Consider the following 21852-nt stretch of genomic DNA (forward strand, 5'->3'; position numbering starts at 1 on the left):
ACAGCTAGGGCCCGTCCGGCCCGGAGGAGAGGTACGTCACCGTGTCCGCCCACTGCATGCTGACCGGGACCAAGCCCGGTTTCGGCAACCGCGTCTCGCACTCCCACCGGCGCACCTCGCGGCGCTTCGACCCCAACATCCAGACCAAGCGCTACTGGCTGCCGACCGAGAACCGGCACGTACGGCTGCGGCTGAGCACGAAGGGGATCAAGACGGTCGACTCGATCGGCGTCGAGGCGGCCGTGGCGCGCATCCGTGCCCGTGGGGTGAGGGTCTGATGGCGAAGAAGAGCAAGATCGCGAAGAACGAGCAGCGGCGGGAGACCGTCGCGCGGTACGCCGCGCGCCGGGCCGAGCTGAAGGAGATCCTCCGCCGGCCCTCGTCGACGGAGGCCGAACGCCTCGCCGCCCAGCGGGAACTGCGCGGGCAGCCGCGCGACGCGAGCCCCACGCGGGTGCGCAACCGCGACCAGGTGGACGGGCGCCCGCGCGGGTACTTCCGCGTCTTCGGGCTCTCCCGGGTGAATCTGCGCGAGCAGGCGCATGCCGGGCATCTTCCCGGGGTGCGCAAATCCTCCTGGTAGCTTGCGGCTGTTCGGGGCCGAACGGCCGTCCGGCTACAGCTTGGAGCTTCCGGTGACGTGGGTGACTGCGGGGAACAGGGCGAGCACGGAGAACACGGGGCGCACGACGCCGACCACGGGGACGGCGCGGGCCACGGGCACGGCGAACGCGGCGGGTACGGCGGGCGCGGCCACCGTGCCGCGTGCGGACGTTCCGCGCGGCGGGGTCCCGCACCGGCGGGCGCGCTCGTCCGTGCGGGCCGCGGCGCTCGGCCTCGGCCTGGCCGGCGCGCTGGTCCTGACCGCGTGCACCGACGACGGGGGCTCCGACGGCGGCTCGGGCGAAGGCTCGGCCGGCGGCGACACGTCCTCGGCGGCACCCAGCGCGTCCGCGAGCACGGAGCCGGGCGACGGCGGGGGCGGGTCCCCGTCCGCCGGTGCCGCCGGGAAGCTGGAGGGCAGCTGGCTGGCGACCACCGACGGCCAGGCCGTCGCCCTGATGGTCACCGGCGACAAGGCGGCCCTGTTCGCCACCGGCGGGACCGTGTGCAGCGGTACGACGCAGGAGACCTCGGGCACCCGGACGATCCACCTCAAGTGCACCGACGGCAACGACGACCGGACGACCGGCAAGGTCGGGGCGGTCGACGCCACCTCGCTCACGGTGGCCTGGGAGGGCGAACTCGGCGAGGAGACGTACACCAGGTCCGAGGGCGGCTCGCTCCCGCCCGGCCTGCCGACCGCCGGCCTCGGTTCCTGAACGGGGGTCGGACGGGCGGGGGCCGGACAGTCGGAGCCGGACGGTCGGAGCGGACCGGTCGGAGCCGGACAGTCGGAGCTGGATGATCGAAGCCGGACAGGGGGAGCCGGACGATCGGAGCCGGACCGCCGGAGCCGGACGGTCGGGGCCGGTGCCGCCTCAGCCCCGTTTCAGTGGCCGGTGGTGGCCGACCCGGGCGGCGTCGGCGGCGCGGGTGCCCTCCGTCCAACCGGCCGCGTCCGCGGCGCCGCGCAACCGGGTCGTGGTCGTCTGCGGGAACATGCGCTCCACGCGGTCGGTGACCGCGACCTCGCGGGAGGCGAGCACCGGCAGGAGGTTCGCGTCCGCCGCCCCCGTCGTGGCCGCTTCCGTGGCCGCCTCCGCGGCGGCCCGCAGCCTGGTGCCCGCGCGGTGGGCGTAGGCGGCGAGGAACGACTGCCGGAAGGTCTTGGTGCGCTTGCGCCCGCCGGCCCGCTGTCCGGCCTCCGCCTTCGTCATCGCGGCCTCGGCCTGCACCAGCAGGGAGGTGTAGAGGAGTTCGACCGCCTCCAGGTCGGCCTCGAAACCGACGACGGTGGAGAAGCCGAAGGTCTCGTTCCACACGGCCCGGCAGTGGTTGGCGTCGGCCACCGCGTCCAGCAGCACCGCCTTGGCCTGCTCGTAGGGCGGCTCCACCCCGATCCGGCAGGCCCCCGGCGTGTCGGGCGAGGCCGCCGTCCCCTGCGCCCGCGCGGCCAGCAGCGCCTCGTCGACGCTGTGCCGGGCCATCAGCTCTTGCGCCTTGGCGCTCAGCGCCTCCGCCTCCTCGGGATACCCGGTCGCCTCCGCCTTGGCGAGCAGCGCGCGGATGCGGGCGAGGGCGCGGGACTCCGGCCGGTTCTCCCGGCCCCGACGCGGCGCCGCCCCCGCCGCCCCCGCTTCCAGGGGCTCCAGGGGCTCCAGGCCGGGCAGCCGCAGCAGCAGGCGGTACAGCTCCAGTACGGCGGTGGCGTGCGAGAAGCGGTCGGTGCGGGGCGGCGCCGTCGCCTCCGCGTCCGGCAGGTCGTCGAGCTGCGCGGCCCAGCGGGGACCGCGCGCACGGTCGTGCGGTGCCTGGGCGCGGATCAGGGCGGCCACCAGCCGTACGTGCACGTCGTCCAGTTCGCGGCGCACGACCCGTACGAGGTCGGCGGGCTGCCAGCCGCGCCGCCAGGCCGTGGCCACGAACTCCTCGCCGCGCCGGGCCAGTTCCGCGTCCGCCGCGGGATCGGCCGCGAGCAGCGAGGCGGCGGTGTCGAGGGCGTCGTCGGCGATGTCGTACAGGGCGGTCTCGAAGGCACGGTCGACGGTGCGGGGCGTACTCACCCGGCGATGGTGCCACGGCCGCCGGGCCCGTCTCACTCCGCGGAATCCGGCCGGGCCCGCGCCCGCCGGGGCCAACATGACGTACATGGTGGACACAACTCTCTACACGGCGTTCCTGGTCGCCGCCTTCGCCCTGTGCATCACTCCGGGCCCCGACATGATGTTCATCGTGGCGATGGGCGGCCGGGGCGGGCCGACGGCGGGTGTGATGGCCGCGTTCGGGGTGGCCTGCGCGATGCTCGTGCACGCGGTCGCCGCGGCACTCGGGCTGTCGGCCCTCTTCACGACGCTGCCCACGCTCTACCACGTGCTGCGCTGGGCGGGCGCCGCCTACCTGCTGTATCTGGCGGTGAAGGCGTTCCGCGACCGGTCGGTGCCGGGCGAGGACGATGCGGCGCCGAGGGCCGCGGGCATGCGGCGGGCCTTCTGGCAGGGCGCGATCACCAATCTGCTCAATCCCAAGGTGATCCTCTTCAACGTGGCGTTCCTGCCGCAGTTCGTCGACCCCGCGCTCGGGCACGTGCCGGGCCAGCTGCTGGTGCTCGGCGGGACGCTGGTGGTGATGGGCTTACTGTGGGACGGCTTCGTCGGGCTGCTCTCGGGGCGGCTGGCGAATCTCCTCAGGCGCAGCGCCCGGGTGAACCGCTGGCTCAACATCGTCTCCGGGACGGTCTTCACGGGGTTGGCGGTCCGTCTGGTGGTGGCGTCACCGAAGTGACGGCGGGCCGCGCGGTGGGGTGTCAACCGACAGTTGACACCCCCTTGAGCGCAACCTACGGTTGACACATGACGACGAACCCGAGCATCACGTCTTCCGTACGCCTCGACGAACTCATCAACGCGATCAAGAAGGTGCACCCGGAGCCGCTGGAACAGCTCCAGGACGCCGTCATCGCCGGAGAGCACCTCGGCGAGGTGGCCGACCACCTCATCGGCCACTTCGTGGACCAGGCCCGGCGTTCGGGCGCGTCCTGGACGGACATCGGCAAAAGCATGGGCGTCACCCGCCAGGCGGCGCAGAAGCGCTTCGTGACCAAGGAGTCGGCCGACCTGGACGCGAGCCAGGGCTTCAGCCGCTATACGCCCCGCGCGCGCAACGTCGTGATGAGCGCCCACAACGCGGCCAAGACCGCCGGCAACGCCGAGGGCCTGCCCGAACACCTCGTCCTCGGCCTGGTCACCGAGCGCGAGAGCCTCTCCGCCAAGGCGATCGCCGCGCAGGGCGTGACCCTGGACGCGATCCGCGAGGCGGCGACCGCGGCGCTCCCGCCGGCCGCCGCGGAGGTCCCGGAGCTGGTGCCCTACGGCGCCGCGGCCAAGAAGGTCCTCGAACTCACCTTCCGCGAGGCCCTGCGCCTGGGGCACAACTACATCGGCACCGAGCACATCCTGCTCGCCCTGCTGGAGCACGAGGACGGCACGGGCGTGCTGAGCGGACTCGGTCTCGACAAGGAGGCGACCGAGCGGTACGTGGTCGAGGCGGTGGGGGAGTTCATCCAGCTCACCCAAGAGAAGGCCGCGGAGACCGGGTCGGCGGGGCCCGCGCCCGAAGAGGGCTGAGGGCGGCCGTCGCCGCGGGCGCGTCGCCGCGGACGCGTTGCCTCGGGTAGGTCACCGCAGGTGCGTCGCCGCAGGTGCGTCGCCGCAGGTATGTCGCCGCGTGTGCGTTGCCTCGCCTGCGTTGCCTCGCCTGCGTTGTCAGACCCGCCTGCGACACTCGCGACATGGCCGAGAGGTGCGCGCTCGCGGTGGCCGAGGGCGGTGGCGTGGAGGTCGCCGCCCTCGGCCCCGACGGGCTGCCCGCCGGGCCCGTGCGGCGAGAGCCCGACCTCGGCGAGGCGGTGCGCAGCAGACCGGAGGTCACGCGCTGGGTGTGGCGGTCCACCGCCGAGATCGCACCGCGCCTGCTCGCCACGGGGGTGCGGGTGGAGCGGTGCTACGACATGGAGGCCGCCGAGGCCCTGCTGCTCGGCCACGAGGGGCGGCACGGGGAGCCGCACTCGGCCGCGGCCGCCCTGGCCCGGCTGCGCGGCGGCCCCGTGCCGCCCGACCCGCCGCAGCGCTCCGCCGAGCCCGGCGCGCAGTCCTCGCTGTTCGAACCCCAGGCCGTCCACCTCCCCCTGTCCGACCTGCTCGCCGTCTACGCCGAGCAGCAGCGCCGCCACGACCGCTCGGCGCACCCGGAGCGGCTGCGGCTGCTGACGGCCGCCGAGTCGGCGGGAATGCTGACGGCCGCCGAGATGAACCGCGCGGGGCTGCCCTGGCGGGCCGACGTGCACCGCGAGGTCCTGCACGACCTGCTGGGCGAGCGGTATGCGGGCGGGGGCGAGCCGCGCCGCCTGGCGGAGCTGGCCGAGGAGGTGTCGGCCGCGTTCGGCCGCCGGGTGCGGCCCGACCTGCCCGCGGACGTGGTCAAGGCGTTCGGGCAGGCGGGCGTGAAGGTCCGCTCCACCCGCCGCTGGGAGCTGGAGTCGCTGGACCACCCGGCCGTGAAGCCGCTGATCGAGTACAAGAAGCTGTACCGAATCTGGGTCGCCCACGGCTGGTCCTGGCTCCAGGACTGGGTGCACGACGGGCGGTTCCGCCCCGAGTTCCTGGCCGGCGGCACCGTGACCGGGCGCTGGGTCACCAACGGCGGAGGCGGGCTGCAGATCCCCAAGGTGATCCGGCGGGCCGTCGTCGCCGACCCCGGCTGGCGGCTGGTCGTCGCCGACGCCGACCAGATGGAGCCGCGCGTGCTGGCGGCGATCTCCCGGGACCCCGGTCTGATGGAGGTGGCCGGCCGCGAGACCGACCTCTACCAGTCCGTCTCCGACCGCGCCTTCTCCGGCGACCGCGCCCAGGCCAAGCTCGCCGTGCTCGGCGCGGTCTACGGCCAGACGTCCGGCGACGGCCTGAAGAACCTGGCGGCACTCAGACGCCGCTTCCCCCTCGCGGTGGCGTACGTCGACGACGCGGCCCGCGCGGGCGAGGAGGGGCGGCTCGTGCGCACCTGGCTGGGCCGCACCTGCCCGCCCGCGGCCGGCGCGGCCGACGGCACCGAGGAGGCGGGCCTGCCGCAGGACGACCCCGCCGACGCCGGGGACCGCCCCCAGGAGTGGGTGCCGGGGTACGCCTCCACCAACGCCCGCGCACGGGGCCGCTTCGCCCGCAACTTCGTCGTCCAGGGCAGCGCCGCCGACTGGGCCCTGCTGCTCCTCGCCGCGCTGCGCCGGACCTGCGCGGACATGGCGGCCGAACTGGTCTTCTTCCAGCACGACGAGGTGATCGTGCACTGTCCCGAGGAGGAGGCCGAGACCGTCGTCGCGGCGATCAGGGACGCGGCGGAGCTGGCGGGACGGCTGACGTTCGGGACGACGCCGGTGCGGTTCCCGTTCACGACGGCGGTGGTGGAGTGCTACGCGGACGCGAAATGAACGGGGCCGGGCGGACGCCGGAGGGAATGACTCATTGCTCGTCCAGGAGCCCGGCGTCGTGGGCGAGTACGGCGGCCTGGACTCGGTTGGCGCAACCGGTGCGGGTGAGGATGCGGCTGATGTGCGCCTTGACCGTACCGGTGCTCAGATACAGCCGGTCGGCGATCTCCACGTTGGACAGACCGGTGCCGAGCAACCGCAGCACATCGCGCTCGGCCGGGGCCAGCCCGTCGATCCGGAGCAGCGCGGCCTCGGTGTCCCGGCCGGACCGCACCTGCCGCTCCAGCAGCCGCCGGGTGATCCGCGGGGCCAGCACCGGCTCGCCCTTGGCGGCGAGTTGGACGGCGCGGATCAGGTCGGCGGGGCCGGTGTCCTTGAGGAGGAAGCCGCTGGCCCCGGCGCGCAGGGCCCGCGTCACGTGCGCGTCCTGCCCGAAGGCCGTCAGCATCACGACACAGGTGCGGGGCGAGAGGCGGGAGATGTCCTCGGCCGCGGCGATACCGTCCCGGACCGGCATCTGGACGTCGACCAGGGCGACGTCGACGTCCTGCTCGCGACAGGCCGCCGCGGCTTCCCTGCCGTCGCCCGCCTCGATGTCGTCGGCGTTCTCCAGGATGAGCCGGATTCCGGCGCGCATCAGCGCCTCGTCGTCGGCGACCAGGACTCGGATCATCGGCTCATCCTAGGACCGCCGACCGTCAGGTCACCCGCAGTCACCCGCGGTCATCCGCCGTCATCCGCCGTCATCCGCGGTCGTTCCTCTGTACCGACCCGGCGTCCTCCGTTCATCCCAGGACGGCCAACACCAGCAGGACGACGAGGAAGCCCGCCGTGGGCAGGACCACGGCCAGCGCCGCGCAGCCCGAGCCGAGGACGCGCGGCCAGGTCAGGATCTCGTCCGGCAGCGGGGCACGGGTGCCTTCGGCCCCTCGCCGGACGAGGGGGTGATGAGAAGCCGGTCGATCGGGTGCCGTGCGCCCGACGGCCGAAGGCACGGCGGCCGAAGACCCATCAAGCACAGGACCGTCGAGCACAGGATGGTCGAGCACGGCGCGATCGAGCACAGCGCGATCGAGCACAGCGCGATCGAGCACAGCGCGGTCGGCGGCGCCCTGTGCGGCGCCGCCGCTTCCCTGGCCCCGGTGCCCCGGCGCGGGCAGCCGGGCGGCGACGCGGAAGCCGCCGTTCACCAGAGCGCCCGCCTCGAACGTGCCGCCGAGCAGCCCGACCCGCTCCTGACAGCCGGCCAGTCCGCTGCGACTGCCCCCGCGGGAAGGCCCGGCCACGGGCGGTGGGGCGTTGGTGACGGAAACCTCGATCCCGCCGCCGACGTTCGTCACCTGCACCCGGGTGGGCGCGCCGGACGCGTGTTTCAGCACGTTGGTCAGCGCTTCGCGGACCACCCGGTGAATGGCCTGCCGCGTCCGCGGCCCCAGCTCCGCCCCGTCGGGGACGGACCAGTCCAGCTCGACGGCGCTGCCGGTCCGCCGGGACTCCGCCACCAGCGCGGCGATGTCCTCCCGGGTCCCGCGCTCGTCCCCGGGGCGGTCGTCCCCCGTACCGGCCACATCGGCGTGCCGCAGGACGCCGAGGATCTCGCGCAGCTCCTCCATCGCCGTACCGGCCGTCGTGCGCAGCATCTCGGTCTGCCCGGCGAGGGCCGGCGCTTGCCGAGCGGCCGCCAGTTCAAGTGCCCCCGCGTGCACGGATATGAGGCTCAGCCGGTGGCCCAAGAGGTCGTGCATCTCGCCCGCGATCCGGTTCCGTTCCTCCGCCCGGGCCGCTTCGGCGGTGAGGGCGCGGGCCTGCTCCAGGTAGGCGTTGCGTTCACGCAACAGGCTGACGAGCGGCCGCCGTTGCCCCAGCAGCGTCCCGGCCAGGGCGGGAAGCACCAGGAGCAGCGCCAGGGAGATCGCGTTGCCCACCAGCTGGAACGCGAGGCGCTCGGTCCGGAACGGCACGATGACGACGGTCAGCACCCCGACCACGGCCGAGGCCGCCCCGACGACCTGCCACGCACGTCGCGTCGGTGCGATGCGCCGGGTCGCGGACATCACGACGAGCGGCGCCACCGCCAGCGTCCACACGTTGACCCCCACGACCAGCAGGGAGGACCCCAGGACGGCGGCGCCCGGTCGCCCACGGCGCAGGGCGACGAGCAGTACCGCCCAGAGGGCCTCCGCCACCGCGAGCCCCGGCCGCTCGGGCACCACGAGCAACAGGGGCACCAGCCCGAAGGCGGCTGTGAGGAGACAGAGCAGCCCGTCGACGACGACCGTACGACGTCCGGCCCCGCGCACCTCGGCCCAGCCGGCGACCGCCTCCCGCCGCACCCGGCGCGGCGCGGCGGCCAGCGCGTGCCGCACCCGGGCCGACGGCCGGGGCCCGTGCTGCCTGCCGTCGGAGTCCTGACCGCTGAAACGCACCCGCATCCCCGGAACGCTATCGGCCCGGCGGCCATCCCCTCTCTCACGCACCCGCCAGGCCGTCCAGCTCGTCCCGCAACGCGGCCAGATCGACCTGCCCGGCGGCCAGCAACTCCGCCACACCGGCATCGTCGAGCAGCGCGGACAGCAGATGGACTGTACCGACGGTGGGTGCTCCCCGCTCGGCGGCCCGCAGCCGGGCGACCGCGACGGCGCGTTCGGCAGCGGCGGACAGCCTCGCCCGCCCTCCCCCGGCCTGGTCGGCACCGCCGTCGACCGACGCAGCCGAAGCGACGGAGCCTGCCGAATCCGAAGCCCCGGCCGAAGCGACGGAACCGGCCGAAACCGAGGCCGCGGCCGAAGCGACGAGGGACACCTGCCGCGCCCCGTGCCGGCGCAGGACGGCCGACGCGGCATTGGCCTCCACCAGACCCTCCGGAAGGGCATGCCCCGCCACGGCCAACGCCCGGTCCAGGGCCAGCGCCCCCAGCAGCAGATCCACCGGTTCCGCCGTGTCCCGCCCGCACCGCACCGCCTGACGTGTGGCCTCGACGTTCACGGCGAACAGCACTGGTGAGCCGTTCACCCCGGACTGGGCAGTCCAGGAAGTGAACGCGCGGGACAGCCGGTTGCCGCTCCTGCCCACCGTCCCGGCCCGGCGCAGCAGCAGCACGCCGTACGACTCCGGCCGTTCGCCCGCCTCGTCCGACCCCGCGGCCTCGGCGTCCAGCCGGTCAAGGCGGGTCAGCGCCTCGGCCGCGTCCAGTCGCCGGAGCAGCAGCGCCTCCCGCGCCCTGCTGTCCGGCAGCTCCAGCAGCGCCCTGGCCAGATGACGGCAGCGCACGGAGACCGTGCCCTCGGCACGCGCGGACGCCAGCGCGCGCAGCAGGCAGCTCCGCATCGCCCCGCTCAGCGCGGGCGGCACGGCCGGGATGCCCTCCCGCGCCGACTCGCGCAGCCCCAGCCCAAATCGCCACCACGCCTCACGCCAGGCGGCCTCGACCTCGACCTCGTCGGCCCACGCCCCCTGGCCACCGCCACCGCCACCGCCACCGCCACCGCCACCGCCAGCCTCGTCCTCACTGACCCAGCCCAGACCCGCGCGAGCCTGGATGAAACCACTGAGCCCACCGGACTTCCGCATCCCCGGAGCGATCACCGCCCCCGCCGCCGAGTCCCCCATCACCAGCTCCGCCAGCAAGGTGTCCGTCCCCGCGAACGCCGACTCGCCGCGAACCGCCCGGCGCACCGTCGCGACGAGCACCTCCATGACGTCCGGCTCGAACTCCGTCGTCACCCCGAGCCCGACCAGATCTGCCGTCGTCCCTCGCTGCCCCATCAGACCTCTCCTCACCACGCGGCGCTCCGCCACCCCGACTACGCGAACGACGCTAGACACCCCCACCCCGCCCCCGCGCCTGCCAACCGGCCAGACTCCCGATCCGATCGGCCCGCCCCGCGAGCACCGCGAGGAAAAAGGAAGACCCGCAGGCCGGATGTCCGCCCTGCGGGTCTCAAAAACAGAGCCGCCCTTGGGGAATGTCTGCCGCCCAGTCCGCCAAAAACGGAGGACCTGGCGGGGGGGGGCCGGTCCCATGCGCGGGCCGGCCCCGAAGCGAGCCACGCGCCTACCTGGCCCACTGGAAGTTCCCGTACCGCTGATGGTGGAGCCAGGAGCGTCAGGGAGGAACCGATGTTCTCGGCATCGGCAGCCATGAGCCTGTCCGGCGGGGTGCGTTGAGACAAGCGGGAGTGGACCGAAGTGACTTTTCCGATCACCCTTGAACGATCAAGGTGCGGGGTGTCCCGCTGGTCCTGCCGCGGAATTCCTGTTCAGCGGGTTGACTCAGATCGTGCCAGAGCGAAAAGCGGGCTGCTGGTGGCATACGCGGCGCTGACCAGACGGCTGGGTCCGATTTGCGGGCTGACTCAGAAACGCGTCAACCCACCCGGTTCGGTCCTGCGGTGGTGCTGCTCCTGGCAGGATTTCGGGAGCCGTTCAGGAGCGCCTACTCCTCACCGGCCGAATCACTTTGGAGCCAGGAGCGTGGTCGTGCGGCCACTGCCGACGTCCGCATTTCATAGGTCAGGAGGACCCATTGCCCCAGCATTCTCTCATCGCCCGGTCACGCCGCGTGCCTTGCTTCTCCAGGCAGGCGTGCGTGCCCGCCACGGCCACTGGCGCAGTTGTCATTGTCGTGATCGTTCTTGTGCTGTCAGGCCTCCCCCTGACCAGCACCATCGCTGTGGCCGCACAGGCCGCGGCGGGCATCTCCGCCCTGGCGGCGCTGGCCGGCAACGACCGGGTACGGCCCCCACGACGCGGGCGTACCGCGGCGTCGTGCCAGTGACGGGCAACGAACGTGGGGAGGCCAGAACGAGAGGTGCCCTGGCCGGGCACAGCCAGAGCCGAACTCGCCGTGTTCTTACGCAAGGGGCGCTCCCGCAAAGGGCTCAGCTACGCGGAACTGGCCCAGCGCACATCGGCCTACAGCGCAGCGACACTACAGCGCGCGGCCGGCGGGCGGAGCGTGCCCGGACGCCAAGTGGCCCGCGCGTATGCCACGGCCTGTGGCCTGGACGTGGATGAGACCGACCGGTTGTGGCTGGAAGCACGCCGCGAGGAACACTCGGAGGATCACGCCACGAAGCGCAGATCTGTTCCCAAGCCGCGGATGATGCGAGATCCGGCAGACCTCGGCACCGGACTGGCCGACATCCACGAGAGAGCGGGAGCCCCCTCGCGCCGTGAGATGGAGCGCCGAGCCCGGGCCGCCAGAGCCACGCTGTCCAGCAGCGCCGCTCAGCGCATCGTCAGCCGCCGGCAGGTGCCCAGCTCACCCGAGCAGTTGGTGGCCTTCCTGCGCGCCTGCGACGTACCCGAGCGGGACCACGCGGAATGGCTCCAGGCGTGGGCACGCGTACGGCGGCACCGGGCCGCGGAGCTGAACGCCTCCAGAGCCCTGCTCGACCTGCGAGAGGCCGAAGCGGCGGAGGACCCTTCCGGACGGGTAACAGCCGAGCAGGCCGCCCAACTCCTGTCCTCCGCGGGCTATGTCCCCGCCGAGCGCTACCGGGGCTACCACGTGCCTTGGACGGTGCGCTGCCGGCTGTGCACCGCGGTGAAGCGGATCAGGCTCTCGGACCAGGCCGACGGCCGCACGAAGCAGTGCACGCAATGCGACAACGAGGCCGAGCGCACCGTCCAGGAGGTATGGACCGCCCTCTTCGACCGGCAGCAATGGAAGGAGAAGGGCATGCCGCCCACGGAGGCGGAGATGTTCCGCAGATGCCGCGTCGCCGGCGTCGAGCGCCGGCAATCCCGGCTGCACATCACCGTCGCCGCCCCCTCCGAAGTCTTCGCCACCGCCGGACTCGCCGATACGTCCGCCTGGGAGTCCCTCATCGCCGACGCCGTGCGCGAGAAGCTGGACACCGTCTCCGAGGTCGTCTACGTCACCTACACCGACCGGCTGAACTGACCGCTGCTCGTACGACGGGAGCCACCACCCGCCGCGGCGATGCACCGCCGTCGTCTCCACCGGTCCCGACCATGAAAGACCATGAAAAAAGCCCAGCTCAGAAACGTCTGAGCTGGGCTTCGAGTGGAGCCGCCTTCGGGATTCGAACCCGAGACCTACGCATTACGAGTGCGTTGCTCTGGCCATCTGAGCTAAGGCGGCGCGCTGTGCACCCATGGTGCGATCAGCAACGTCGGTAAGTCTACACAGTTTCCCGGGGTGCTCCGAACCCGCCCCGGAGGCGTGGGCTCCGGGGCGGGTGGGGCGGGTGGGGGCTACGAGCAGCGCTTGCCGTCGTCCGGGGCGGTGCCGCTCAGCAGGTACGTGTTGATCGCCGAGTCGATGCAGGCACTGCCGCGGCCGTAGGCGGTGTGACCGTCGCCCTCGTAGGTGAGGAGGCGGCCGGAGGAGAGCTGGTCGGAGAGGGCCTCGGCCCAGCGGTAGGGGGTGGCCGGGTCGCGGGTGGTGCCGACCACGACGATCGGGGTGGCGCCGGCCGCCTCGATGCGGTGCGGCTCCCCCGTGGGCTTCACCGGCCAGTACGCGCAGTTCAGGGAGGACCAGGCGAGGCCCTCGCCGAAGACCGGGGAGGCCTTCTCGAACTCCGGGAGGGCGTCGCGCACCTCGTCCGGGGAGGAGAAGGCGGCGGGGAGGTCGAGGCAGTTCACGGCGGCGTTGGCGAACATCAGGTTGCTGTAGCCGCCGTCGGCCTCGCGCTCGTAGTAGCTGTCGGACAGGATCAGCAGGCCGGCACCGTCCTTCTCCTTGATCGCCGAGGTGAGGGACTCGCGCAGCTGCTGCCAGGCGCCCTCGTCGTACATGGCCGCGATCACGCCGGTGGTGGCGAGGGACTCGGTGAGCTTGCGGCCGTCGGCGTCTCCGGCGGGGAGGGGTTTCGCGTCCAGGTCGTCGAAGAAGGACTTCAGGTTCTTGCCGACCTGGTCCGGGGTGGTGTCCTTGTCGCCGAGAGGGCAGTCGGACTGCCGTACGCAGTCCTTCGCGAAGGACTGGAACGCCGTCTCGAAGCCCTCCGTCTGCTCCAGGTTCAGGCGGCGGGCGGGCAGGGAGGGGTCCATCGCGCCGTCCAGGACCAGGCGGCCCGTCCGGTCGGGGAACAGACCGGCGTAGGTCGCGCCCAGGAACGTGCCGTACGACGCTCCGACGTAGGTCAGCTTCTCGTCGCCCAGCACCGCGCGCAGGACGTCCATGTCGCGTGCCGCCTCGACCGTGGAGACGTGGCGCAGCAGCTTCGGCGCGTCGGCGCCGCAGCCCTCGGCGAACTCCTTGTAGGCGTCGACCAGCTCGTCCCTCTCGCCCGCGTCGTCCGGTGTGACGTCGGTCTGGGTGTACGCGTCCATCTCGGGGCCGTCGAGGCACTCGACGGGCTCGCTGCGGGCCACGCCCCGCGGGTCGACCGCGACCATGTCGTACTGGGCGCGGACCTTCGCCGGGTAGCCGATGCCCGCGTACTGCTGGAGGTAGCCGATCGCCGAGCCGCCCGGTCCGCCCGGGTTGACCAGCAGCGAGCCGAGCCGCTTGCCCGGTCCGGTGGCCTTCTTCCGGGCCACCGCGAGCCGGACGTCGCCCTCGCCGGGCTTGGCGTAGTCGAGCGGGGCCTTCATGGTGGCGCACTGGAAGCCGGGGACGCCGCAGTCGCGCCAGGCGAGCTTCTGCCCGTAGTACGGCGACAGCTCGGCGGGCGTGGCCTTCGGCAGCGGGGTCAGGGCCGCCGTGGCCGCCTCCGTCGAGCCCACCGCTTTCGCCGCGGGAGATCCCGCGGACGTCGACGCGCCCCCGGCCGAGCAGGCGGTGGCGAGCAGCGCGGCAGCGAGCAGCGCGCCTCGGAAACGGGTGCTGCCGGTGCGGGTCCTGCGGTGAGTGCGCCTTGTGTGCATTCAGCGAGCGTAACTCTCCGCGACCGACTCGTTGCGTTGCGTGGCTCACGTGCCTCGTACGTGTTACGGCGTCAACCGGGCTGGACCGTCGGCGGCACGTCGGCGACACATCGGCGGCACATCGGCGCGGTCCGGACACCTGCCTGCCCCGGGCGGGTGCTCGGCCCGGCCGGGTGCTCAGCCCGGGCGGGTGCTCAGCCCGATCTGAGCGCCATCGTCATCGCCTCCACCGCCAGCAGTGGCGGCACGTTGCGGTCCAGGGCCTCCCCGCAGGCGGCGATCGCCTCGATGCGGCGCAGCGTGGACTCGGGTGTGCTGCCCCGGGCGAGCCGCTCCAGGGCGTCCTCCGCGTCGGCGTTGGCGATGGCCACGCGGGTGCCGAGCTGGAGGGCGAGGACGTCGCGGTAGAAGCCGGTCAGCTCGCTCAGGGCGAGGTCGAGGCTGTTGCGCTGGGTGCGCGCCTTGCGGCGCTTCTGGTCGGCCTCCAGGTCCTTGATCACGCCGGCCGTGCCGCGCGGGAGCCGGCCGCCCTGGGCCGCGCCCAGGGCGGCCTTCAGTTCCTCGGTCTCCTTGGCGTCCATCTCCTCGGCGAGCTGCTTGGCGTCCTCCGCCGCGGCGTCGACGAGCTCCTGGGCCGCCCTGAGGGCGCCGCCGACGTCCTCGACCCGCTGCGGCAGCTTCAGCACGGCGGCCCGGCGGTCGCGGGCGGCCTTGTCGGTGGCCAGGCGGCGGGCGCGGTCGATATGGCCCTGGGTGGCGCGGGCCGCCGCGGTGGCGACGTCCGGTTCGATGCCCTCGCGCCGTACGAGCATGTCGGCGACGGCCTCGACCGACGGCGTGCGCAGGTTCAGGTGGCGGCAGCGGGAGCGGATGGTGGGCAGGACGTCCTCGACGGAGGGGGCGCACAGCAGCCAGACCGTCCGCGGCGCCGGCTCCTCCACGGCCTTCAGGACGGCGTTGGCCGACTTCTCGTTCAGCCGCTCGGCCTCCTCGACGAGGATGATCTGCCAGCGGCCGTTCGCGGGTGAGGTGAACGACTTGCGGACGGTGTCCCGCATGTCCTGGGCGCGGATCTCGGCGCCCAGCGCGACCACGGTGCTGACGTCCGCGTGGGTGCCGACCAGCGCCGTGTGGCAGCCGTCGCAGAAGCCGCAGCCGGGGACGCCGCCCAGGGCGCGGTCGGGGCTCACGCACTGCAATGCGGCGGCGAACGCCCGGGCCGTCTGCGCCACGCCGGAGCCGGGCGGGCCGGTGAACAGCCAGGCGTGCGTCATGCTCGTCGCCTCCGGCGGGGGCCCCCCGCCCGCGGCCGCGGTGACGAAGGCGTCGGCGTCCCGGGCAGCGGCGGCGAGCGGCTCGCACACCTTCTCCTGCCCGACGAGGTCGTCCCATACGGTCATGGGTCACGCCGTCCTTCCCTCACACCGAGCCGACCGCACTGAGCAGCCGCGCTGTTCCCGTCGCGACCTCCATTGTGCGGGCCGGCACTGACAACGCGGCGGGACCGCCGGGGCACGCACGGCCCCCGGCGGTCCCGATGTTCAGCGTCGTGCCCGGCCCGGCGGTCCCGATGCTCAGCGTCGTCCCCGGCCCCGGCCGCCGCGGCCCTCGTCGTCGCGGCCGCCCTCGTCCTCGTCGTGCGGGCCGAGCAGCTCGTCCGCCAGCGTCGGCAGGTCGTCCAGCGGGGTCTCCTCGGCCCAGTCGGAGCGGCGCCTGCGGGACGGCGGTGCCTGGTCGGGGTCGATCTGGGGCAGCTCGCGCGTGCGGTCCTGGGCCTCCTCGGCCGGGGCCTCCTCGCGGAAGTAGCCCGGCGGCACCCGGTCGGCGGGGTCGTCCTCGCGCACGGGGGGCAGGACAGCCGTCTCGTCGGCGGCTCCCGGCGGCGGCACGGGCGGCAGTACGGCCGTCTCGTCGGCGTCGCGCGGCTCCACCGCCGGCAGCACCGCCGTCTCGTCGGCCGCGCCGGACGGCACCGGCGGCATGGGCAGCTCGGTCGTCACCTCGGACTCGGACTCGGAGTCGCCGGACGTCCGGCCGCCGTCCTGCACCTCGTCGGCCCGGTCGTCGTCGGGCGTGTCGCGGACCGGCCGCAGTACGGCCGTGTCCTCCACCGGGCCGCCGGAGGCGTTGGTCGGGGTCACGATCGGGGTCGGCACGGTCGCCGCGTCGGTGGGGGCCGAGGCGGCCGGCTTCGGGCGGGGCGCGTCCGCCGCCGCGGGGGCCGCCGACTTGGGGCCGGCCGCGGCCGCGGCCGCCGCCTGCTCCGCCGCCCGGCGTGCCTCCTCGGCGCGCAGCAGGGCCTCCTCGGCCTTGCGCTGCTTCTCCAGGCGCCGGGCCTCGGCCTCGGCACGCAGCCGCTCCTCCTCCTCGGCCTGCTTGCGGCGCCGCTCCTCCTCGGCCCGCAGCCGCGCCTCCTCCTCGGCGCGCGCCTTCTCCTCGGCGAGGAGCCGGGCCCGCTCCTCCTCCGCCTTGCGGCGCGCCTCCTCGGCCCGCTGCCTGGCCTCCTCGGCCTGCCGCTCGGCCTCGCGCCGCTGCGCCTCCTCCAGCTCGCGCCGCTTGCGCTCCTCCTCCTCGGCACGCACCCGCGCCTCTTCTTCGAGGCGCTCGCGCTCCAGGCGCTCTTCCTCGGCCTTGCGGGCGGCCTCTTCCTCGGCCTTGCGGCGGGCTTCCTCCTCCGCCTTGCGGCGCGCCTCCTCCTGGGCCTTGATCTCGGCCTCGGACAGCGGCAGCACCTGGTCCAGCCGGTGCCGTACGACGGTGGAGACGGCCTCCGCCTCCTGACCGGCGTCCACGACGAGGTAGCGCCCGGGGTCGGCGGCGGCCAGGGTGAGGAAACCGGAGCGCACGCGCGCGTGGAACTCGGCGGGCTCCGACTCGAGACGGTCCGGCGCCTCGGTGAACCGCTCGCGGGCAGCCTCTGGCGACACGTCCAGCAGGACGGTCAGGTGCGGTACGAGCCCGTTGGTGGCCCAGCGGTTGATGCGGGCGATCTCGGTCGGCGACAGGTCGCGTCCGGCGCCCTGGTAGGCGACCGAGGAGTCGATGTAGCGGTCGGAGACGACCACGGCGCCGCGCTCCAGGGCGGGCCGGACCACGGTGTCGACGTGCTCCGCGCGGTCGGCGGCGTACAGCAGGGCCTCCGCGCGGTGCGACAGTCCGGCGCTGGAGACGTCCAGCAGGATGGAGCGCAGGCGCTTGCCCACGGGGGTCGCCCCGGGCTCGCGGGTGAGCACGACCTCGTGCCCCTTGCCGCGGATCCACTCGGCGAGGGCCTCGGCCTGGGTGGACTTGCCGGCGCCGTCGCCGCCCTCCAGGGCGATGAAGAAGCCGGTCCCGGCGGGGGTGGGCACCGGGTCGTCGCCGCCGAGCAGCGCGTCCCGCAGGTCGTGCCGCAGCGGCACGCCGGAGCGGTCGTCGACCTTGGCCAGGACCAGCGCGGCCAGCGGCAGCAGCAGCGCGCCGAGCAGCATCAGGACGAACGCGGCGCCGCCGTGGGCGAAGACGAACTTGCCGTTCTCCAGCCGGTGCGGTCCGATCGCCGCGGCCACGACCGGCCCGAGGACCGCTCCGAGCGCCACGTAGACCCGGACGACCGCGTGCAGGTGCTCGGTCGTCCGTGCCCGGCGGTGGTCCTCGGTCTCCTGGTCGAGCAGCGCGTGCCCGGTGTTCGCGGCCACGCCCGCGCCGACCCCGGCCAGCGCGAGGAGCAGCAGGACGGTGGTGTCGTCCGGGACGAGTCCGGCGGCCAGCAGGGAGACGCCGGCGAAGGCGATGGCCAGGGCGAGCAGCCGCCGGCGGGACAGGGAGGGCAGCAGGGCGGGGGCGGTGCGGATGCCGACGACGACGCCGCCGGTCAGCGCGCCCACCGTCAGCCCGTACAGCACGGGGCCGCCGCCCAGGTCCTTGGCGTGCAGCACCGCCACGGCGACCGTGGCGGCCACCACCGCGGCGACCGCGGCGCAGGCGAACACCAGCAGCGGGAGCGCGCCGGTGCGGCCCTTGTCGACGCCGTCGCCGCTCTTGGGGCGGCGCAGGCCCTCCAGCGGCGACCGCGCGCGCGGGGTGCGCATCGCGGGCAGCTCCAGGAAGGTCACCACGGACAGGGACGCGGCGAACAGTCCGGCCGCCACGTACGAGCCGAGGGCCGCCTGGTGCTCGGCGAACCAGTCGATGCCGGCGCCCAGGAGGTTGTTCAGGAGCCCGGCGACGACCAGCACGACGGCCGCCAGCGGGATCGCCACGAAGCTCGTGCGCAGCGAGAGGCGGCGCAGCGCGTCCATGTGGTCCGGCAGCGGCCGTACCGTCGCGCCCTCCAGGGGCGGGGCCGGCAGCAGCGCCGGGGCCGCGCTCTCCCGGCACACCGTCCAGAAGCGCTCGGCGACGCCGGTGACGAAGACGGTCACCAGGAGGACGGCGAGCGCGTCGTCGGGCGTCCAGTCGATCCACAGGGGCGCGACGATCAGCAGGGCGGCCCGCAGCCCGTCGGCGCCGACCATGGTCCAGCGCCGGTCGAGCGGGCCGTCCTGCGAGGTGAGGGAGGTCAGGGGCCCGAGCAGGACCGCGCCGAAGAGCAGCGTCGCCAGGATGCGGACGCCGAAAACGGTCGCCACTGCGAACGCCACGCCCCGGTAGCCCCCGCCGAAGGAGCCCGCGCCGATCGCGGCCTGGACCACGAGGAGGACCAGCACCAGCAGGGCGAGGATGTCGCCGACACCCCCCACCAGCTGTGCGCTCCACAAGCGCCTCAGCTGCGGGCGGCGCAGCAGGGCGCGGACGGCGCGCTCGCGGGAGTCCGCGACGAGCGCGTCGTCCGGGGCGGGGTGAGGGGCCGTTGGCTGCTCGGCTCGCGTCATGCGTTCAGCCTATCGGTCGCCGCCGACAGTCCGGTGTGCCCGGCCGAACGTACGCACGCCCCGACACCGAATTGATGCCGGGGCGTTCGTTTTGCGAAGTGCGCGCGTGCGGGCGTGCGGGCGTGAGGAGGAGCGGGCGGGCCTGAGCCGGGCTCAGTCCTCCGACGCCTTCGACGCGGTCGCCTTCTTCGCCGCCGTCTTGGCGGTCGCCTTCTTCGCCGTGCTCTTGGCGGCGGTCTTCTTGGCCGCCGTGGTCTTCGCGGCGGCCGTCTTCTTGGTGACCGTCGCCTTCTTGGCGGGGGCCTTCTTGGCGGCCGTCTTCTTCACGGCCTTCTTCGCCGTCTTCTTGGCGGGCCCCTTGGCACGCTTCTCGGCAAGCAGTTCGTAGCCCCGCTCGGGCGTGATGTCCTCGACGCTGTCGCCGGAGCGCAGGGTCGCGTTGGTCTCGCCGTCGGTGACGTAGGGGCCGAAGCGGCCGTCCTTGACGACGACCGGCTTCTCGCTGACCGGGTCGGTGCCCAGCTCCTTCAGCGGCGGCTTGGCCGCGGCCCGGCCACGCTGCTTGGGCTGGGCGTAGATCGCCAGCGCCTCCTCCAGCGTGATGTCGAAGAGCTGCTCCTCAGTCTGGAGGGACCGCGAGTCCGTGCCCTTCTTCAGGTACGGGCCGTAGCGGCCGTTCTGCGCGGTGATCTCCACGCCCTCCGCGTCGGCGCCGACGACGCGGGGCAGCGACATGAGCTTCAGGGCGTCGTCGAGGGTCACCGTGTCCAGCGACATCGACTTGAACAGCGAGGCGGTGCGCGGCTTCACGGCGTTCTTGCCGGTCTTCGGGGTGCCCTCGGGGAGGACCTCGGTGACGTAGGGGCCGTAGCGGCCGTCCTTGGCGACGACGGCGTGGCCGGTGGCCGGGTCGGTGCCCAGCTCGAAGTCGCCGCTCGGCTTGGCGAGCAGTTCCTCCGCCAGCTCGACGGACAGCTCGTCGGGCGCCAGGTCCTCGGGGACGTCGGCGCGCTGGTGGTTCTCGGCGTCCTTCTCGCCGCGCTCGACGTAGGGGCCGTAGCGGCCGACGCGCAGCTTGATGTCGTTGCCGACGGGGAAGGAGGACACCTCGCGCGCGTCGATCGCGCCGAGGTCGGTCACCAGCTCCTTGAGGCCGCCGAGGTGGTCGCCGTCGCCGTTGCCCGCGTCGGCCGCGCCGCCGCCCGTGCCGTCGCCCTCGCCGAAGTAGAAGCGGCGCAGCCACGGCACCGACTGGGCCTCGCCGCGGGCGATGCGGTCGAGGTCGTCCTCCATCCTGGCGGTGAAGTCGTAGTCGACGAGCCGCCCGAAGTGCTTCTCCAGGAGGTTGACCACGGCGAAGGAGAGGAAGGACGGGACGAGGGCCGTGCCCTTCTTGAAGACGTAGCCGCGGTCCAGGATGGTGCCGATGATCGACGCGTACGTCGACGGGCGGCCGATCTCGCGCTCTTCCAGCTCCTTGACCAGCGACGCCTCGGTGTAGCGGGCCGGGGGCTTGGTGGCGTGGCCGTCGACCGTGATCTCCTCGGCCGTCAGCGCGTCGCCCTCGGCGACCTGCGGCAGTCGCCGCTCGCGGTCGTCCAGCTCGGCGTTCGGGTCGTCGGCGCCCTCGACGTAGGCCTTGAGGAAGCCGTGGAAGGTGATGGTCTTGCCGGAGGCGCTGAACTCGACGTCCCGGCCGTCGGAGGCGGCGCCGCCGATCTTCACGGTGACGCTGTTGCCGGTCGCGTCCTTCATCTGGGAGGCGACGGTCCGCTTCCAGATCAGCTCGTACAGCTTGAACTGGTCGCCGGTCAGGCCGGTCTCGGCGGGCGTACGGAAGCGGTCGCCGGAGGGGCGGATCGCCTCGTGCGCCTCCTGCGCGTTCTTGACCTTGCCGGCGTACGTGCGCGGCTGGGGCGGCAGGTAGTCGGCGCCGTACAGCTGCGTCACCTGGGCGCGGGCGGCGGAGACCGCCGTGTCGCTCAGGGTCGTGGAGTCCGTACGCATGTAGGTGATGTAGCCGTTCTCGTACAGCTTCTGGGCGACCTGCATGGTCGACTTCGCGCCGAAGCCGAGCTTGCGCGAGGCCTCCTGCTGGAGCGTCGTCGTACGGAACGGGGCGTAGGGCGAGCGGCGGTACGGCTTGGACTCGACCGAGCGGACGGCGAACCGCGTGTTCTCCAGCGCGGCGGCGAGCGCGCGGGCGTTCGCCTCGTCGAGGTGGAGGGTGTTCGCGCTCTTGATCTGCCCCAGGGAGTCGAAGTCGCGGCCCTGTGCGACACGCCGGCCGTCGACCGTCTGGAGGCGCGCGACCAGCGACGACGGGTCGGAGGCGTCTCCCGCGCGGCCCGTCGCGAAGGTGCCCGTGAGGTCCCAGTACTCGGCGGAGCGGAACGCGATGCGCTCGCGTTCCCGCTCGACGACGAGCCGGGTGGCGACGGACTGGACGCGGCCGGCCGACAGGCGCGGCATGACCTTCTTCCACAGGACCGGCGAGACCTCGTAGCCGTAGAGGCGGTCGAGGATGCGGCGGGTCTCCTGGGCGTCGACGAGCTTCTGGTTCAGCTCGCGCGGGTTGGCGACGGCGGCGCGGATCGCGTCCTTGGTGATCTCGTGGAACACCATGCGCTTGACCGGGATCTTCGGCTTGAGGACTTCCTGGAGGTGCCAGGCGATGGCCTCGCCCTCGCGGTCCTCATCGGTGGCGAGGAAGAGTTCGTCGGAGTCCTTCAGCAGGTCCTTGAGCTTCTTGACCTGGGACTTCTTGTCCGCGTTGACCACATAGATCGGCTGGAAGTCGTGTTCGACGTCCACACCGAGGCGGCGGACCTCGCCGGTGTACTTCTCCGGCACCTCCGCCGCGCCGCTGGGAAGGTCGCGAATGTGCCCGACGCTCGCCTCGACGACGTAGCCAGGGCCGAGATAGCCCTTGATCGTCTTCGCCTTGGCAGGCGACTCGACGATGACGAGTCGGCGGCCGCCCTTCGCGGTCTCGCTGGTCGGGGACAACTTCGCTCTTCTCTCCGGTCGACGCTGGGCCTCCCCAGGCCGTGGTCCCGGGTCGGGTCGTTCTGT

At 73.5% G+C, this 21852-nt stretch carries 15 protein-coding genes, 1 tRNA gene and 1 pseudogene; 8 read left to right on the top strand and 9 right to left on the bottom strand.

Annotated features, from left to right (window positions below):
* The first annotated feature begins 41 nt into the window (after positions 1 to 41).
* Genes rpmB through B9W62_RS17420 form a run of 3 tightly spaced genes read left to right on the top strand, consistent with a single transcriptional unit; the run spans position 42 to position 1322 of the window.
* Entirely contained in the window at positions 42 to 278 is a 237-nt protein-coding gene (rpmB, locus tag B9W62_RS17410) for a 50S ribosomal protein L28 (RefSeq protein WP_087808013.1), read from the top strand.
* Positions 278 to 583, top strand: a complete 306-nt coding sequence (gene rpsN / locus B9W62_RS17415) for a 30S ribosomal protein S14 (RefSeq protein ID WP_087808014.1) — start codon at positions 278 to 280, stop codon at positions 581 to 583. The genes rpmB and rpsN overlap by 1 nt, the downstream gene beginning before the upstream one ends.
* Before the next feature lie 52 nt (positions 584 to 635).
* A complete protein-coding gene (locus tag B9W62_RS17420; protein ID WP_306426454.1) occupies positions 636 to 1322 on the top strand; it encodes a hypothetical protein in 687 nt (228 codons plus the stop codon).
* A 159-nt stretch (positions 1323 to 1481) separates the two neighbouring features.
* On the opposite strand, the gene B9W62_RS17425 is transcribed toward B9W62_RS17420, so the two are convergent.
* Positions 1482 to 2666 carry a DUF2786 domain-containing protein gene (locus B9W62_RS17425; protein WP_087808016.1) on the bottom strand — a complete coding sequence of 395 codons (1185 nt, stop codon included), beginning with the start codon at positions 2664 to 2666 and terminating at the stop codon, positions 1482 to 1484.
* A gap of 85 nt (positions 2667 to 2751) precedes the next feature.
* On the opposite strand from B9W62_RS17425, the gene B9W62_RS17430 reads away from it, so the two are divergent.
* From B9W62_RS17430 to B9W62_RS17440, 3 genes are all read left to right on the top strand, one after another.
* Complete coding sequence (locus B9W62_RS17430) at positions 2752 to 3384, top strand: LysE family translocator (RefSeq protein WP_087811956.1); 633 nt, start codon at positions 2752 to 2754, stop codon at positions 3382 to 3384.
* A gap of 68 nt (positions 3385 to 3452) precedes the next feature.
* Positions 3453 to 4226: a Clp protease N-terminal domain-containing protein gene (locus tag B9W62_RS17435; protein WP_087808017.1), complete on the top strand. Its 774-nt coding sequence runs from the start codon at positions 3453 to 3455 to the stop codon at positions 4224 to 4226.
* Between the two features lie 164 nt (positions 4227 to 4390).
* A complete protein-coding gene (locus B9W62_RS17440; RefSeq protein ID WP_087808018.1) occupies positions 4391 to 6082 on the top strand; it encodes a bifunctional 3'-5' exonuclease/DNA polymerase in 1692 nt (563 codons plus the stop codon).
* Between the two features lie 31 nt (positions 6083 to 6113).
* On the opposite strand, the gene B9W62_RS17445 is transcribed toward B9W62_RS17440, so the two are convergent.
* From B9W62_RS17445 to B9W62_RS17455, 3 genes are all read right to left on the bottom strand, one after another.
* The gene (locus B9W62_RS17445) at positions 6114 to 6755 is read right to left on the bottom strand and encodes a response regulator (protein ID WP_087808019.1); all 642 of its coding nucleotides are present in this window, start codon (positions 6753 to 6755) and stop codon (positions 6114 to 6116) included.
* Between the two features lie 112 nt (positions 6756 to 6867).
* Positions 6868 to 8514 (bottom strand): sensor histidine kinase, encoded by a 1647-nt coding sequence (locus B9W62_RS17450; protein WP_179235531.1) that lies wholly within the window; start codon positions 8512 to 8514, stop codon positions 6868 to 6870.
* A 37-nt stretch (positions 8515 to 8551) separates the two neighbouring features.
* Positions 8552 to 9847 (bottom strand): Clp protease N-terminal domain-containing protein, encoded by a 1296-nt coding sequence (locus tag B9W62_RS17455; RefSeq protein ID WP_087808021.1) that lies wholly within the window; start codon positions 9845 to 9847, stop codon positions 8552 to 8554.
* Positions 9848 to 10928: 1081 nt separating this feature from the next.
* Here B9W62_RS17455 and B9W62_RS41220 point away from each other — a divergent pair.
* Together B9W62_RS41220 and B9W62_RS17460 are read left to right on the top strand one after the other, a co-directional pair.
* A pseudogene (locus B9W62_RS41220) lies at positions 10929 to 11099 on the top strand (helix-turn-helix domain-containing protein); the annotation flags it as partial.
* An 87-nt stretch (positions 11100 to 11186) separates the two neighbouring features.
* Positions 11187 to 11990: a hypothetical protein gene (locus B9W62_RS17460; protein ID WP_256976461.1), complete on the top strand. Its 804-nt coding sequence runs from the start codon at positions 11187 to 11189 to the stop codon at positions 11988 to 11990.
* 124 nt (positions 11991 to 12114) lie between these two features.
* Here the strand turns inward: B9W62_RS17460 and B9W62_RS17465 are convergent.
* The 5 genes from B9W62_RS17465 to topA form a co-directional block, all read right to left on the bottom strand.
* A tRNA-Thr gene (locus tag B9W62_RS17465) sits at positions 12115 to 12191 on the bottom strand.
* Positions 12192 to 12304: 113 nt separating this feature from the next.
* Positions 12305 to 13924, bottom strand: coding sequence for an alpha/beta hydrolase (locus B9W62_RS17470; RefSeq protein WP_087808023.1), 1620 nt, complete (start codon positions 13922 to 13924; stop codon positions 12305 to 12307).
* Positions 13925 to 14118: 194 nt separating this feature from the next.
* Complete coding sequence (locus tag B9W62_RS17475; RefSeq protein WP_087808024.1) at positions 14119 to 15324, bottom strand: DNA polymerase III subunit delta'; 1206 nt, start codon at positions 15322 to 15324, stop codon at positions 14119 to 14121.
* Positions 15325 to 15498: 174 nt separating this feature from the next.
* Positions 15499 to 18777 carry a dTMP kinase gene (gene tmk / locus B9W62_RS17480; RefSeq protein ID WP_087808025.1) on the bottom strand — a complete coding sequence of 1093 codons (3279 nt, stop codon included), beginning with the start codon at positions 18775 to 18777 and terminating at the stop codon, positions 15499 to 15501.
* A 153-nt stretch (positions 18778 to 18930) separates the two neighbouring features.
* Positions 18931 to 21786 carry a type I DNA topoisomerase gene (topA, locus tag B9W62_RS17485; protein WP_087808026.1) on the bottom strand — a complete coding sequence of 952 codons (2856 nt, stop codon included), beginning with the start codon at positions 21784 to 21786 and terminating at the stop codon, positions 18931 to 18933.
* Positions 21787 to 21852: the final 66 nt, after the last annotated feature.

Source organism: Streptomyces sp. CS113, assembly GCF_002188365.1.
In the GTDB taxonomy this organism is placed as follows: domain Bacteria; phylum Actinomycetota; class Actinomycetes; order Streptomycetales; family Streptomycetaceae; genus Streptomyces; species Streptomyces tendae.

Excerpts from the sequence above, each read along its gene's own strand:
- rpsN (WP_087808014.1), top strand. The coding sequence starts at position 278 with ATGGCGAAGAAGAGCAAGATCGCGAAGAACGAGCAGCGGCGGGAGACC.
- B9W62_RS17435 (WP_087808017.1), top strand. The coding sequence starts at position 3,453 with ATGACGACGAACCCGAGCATCACGTCTTCCGTACGCCTCGACGAACTC.
- B9W62_RS17430 (WP_087811956.1), top strand. The coding sequence starts at position 2,752 with ATGGTGGACACAACTCTCTACACGGCGTTCCTGGTCGCCGCCTTCGCC.
- B9W62_RS17455 (WP_087808021.1), bottom strand. The coding sequence starts at position 9,847 with ATGGGGCAGCGAGGGACGACGGCAGATCTGGTCGGGCTCGGGGTGACG.
- B9W62_RS17445 (WP_087808019.1), bottom strand. The coding sequence starts at position 6,755 with ATGATCCGAGTCCTGGTCGCCGACGACGAGGCGCTGATGCGCGCCGGA.
- B9W62_RS17470 (WP_087808023.1), bottom strand. The coding sequence starts at position 13,924 with ATGCACACAAGGCGCACTCACCGCAGGACCCGCACCGGCAGCACCCGT.
- B9W62_RS17440 (WP_087808018.1), top strand. The coding sequence starts at position 4,391 with ATGGCCGAGAGGTGCGCGCTCGCGGTGGCCGAGGGCGGTGGCGTGGAG.
- B9W62_RS17450 (WP_179235531.1), bottom strand. The coding sequence starts at position 8,514 with ATGCGGGTGCGTTTCAGCGGTCAGGACTCCGACGGCAGGCAGCACGGG.
- B9W62_RS17475 (WP_087808024.1), bottom strand. The coding sequence starts at position 15,324 with ATGACCGTATGGGACGACCTCGTCGGGCAGGAGAAGGTGTGCGAGCCG.
- tmk (WP_087808025.1), bottom strand. The coding sequence starts at position 18,777 with ATGACGCGAGCCGAGCAGCCAACGGCCCCTCACCCCGCCCCGGACGAC.
- B9W62_RS17460 (WP_256976461.1), top strand. The coding sequence starts at position 11,187 with ATGCGAGATCCGGCAGACCTCGGCACCGGACTGGCCGACATCCACGAG.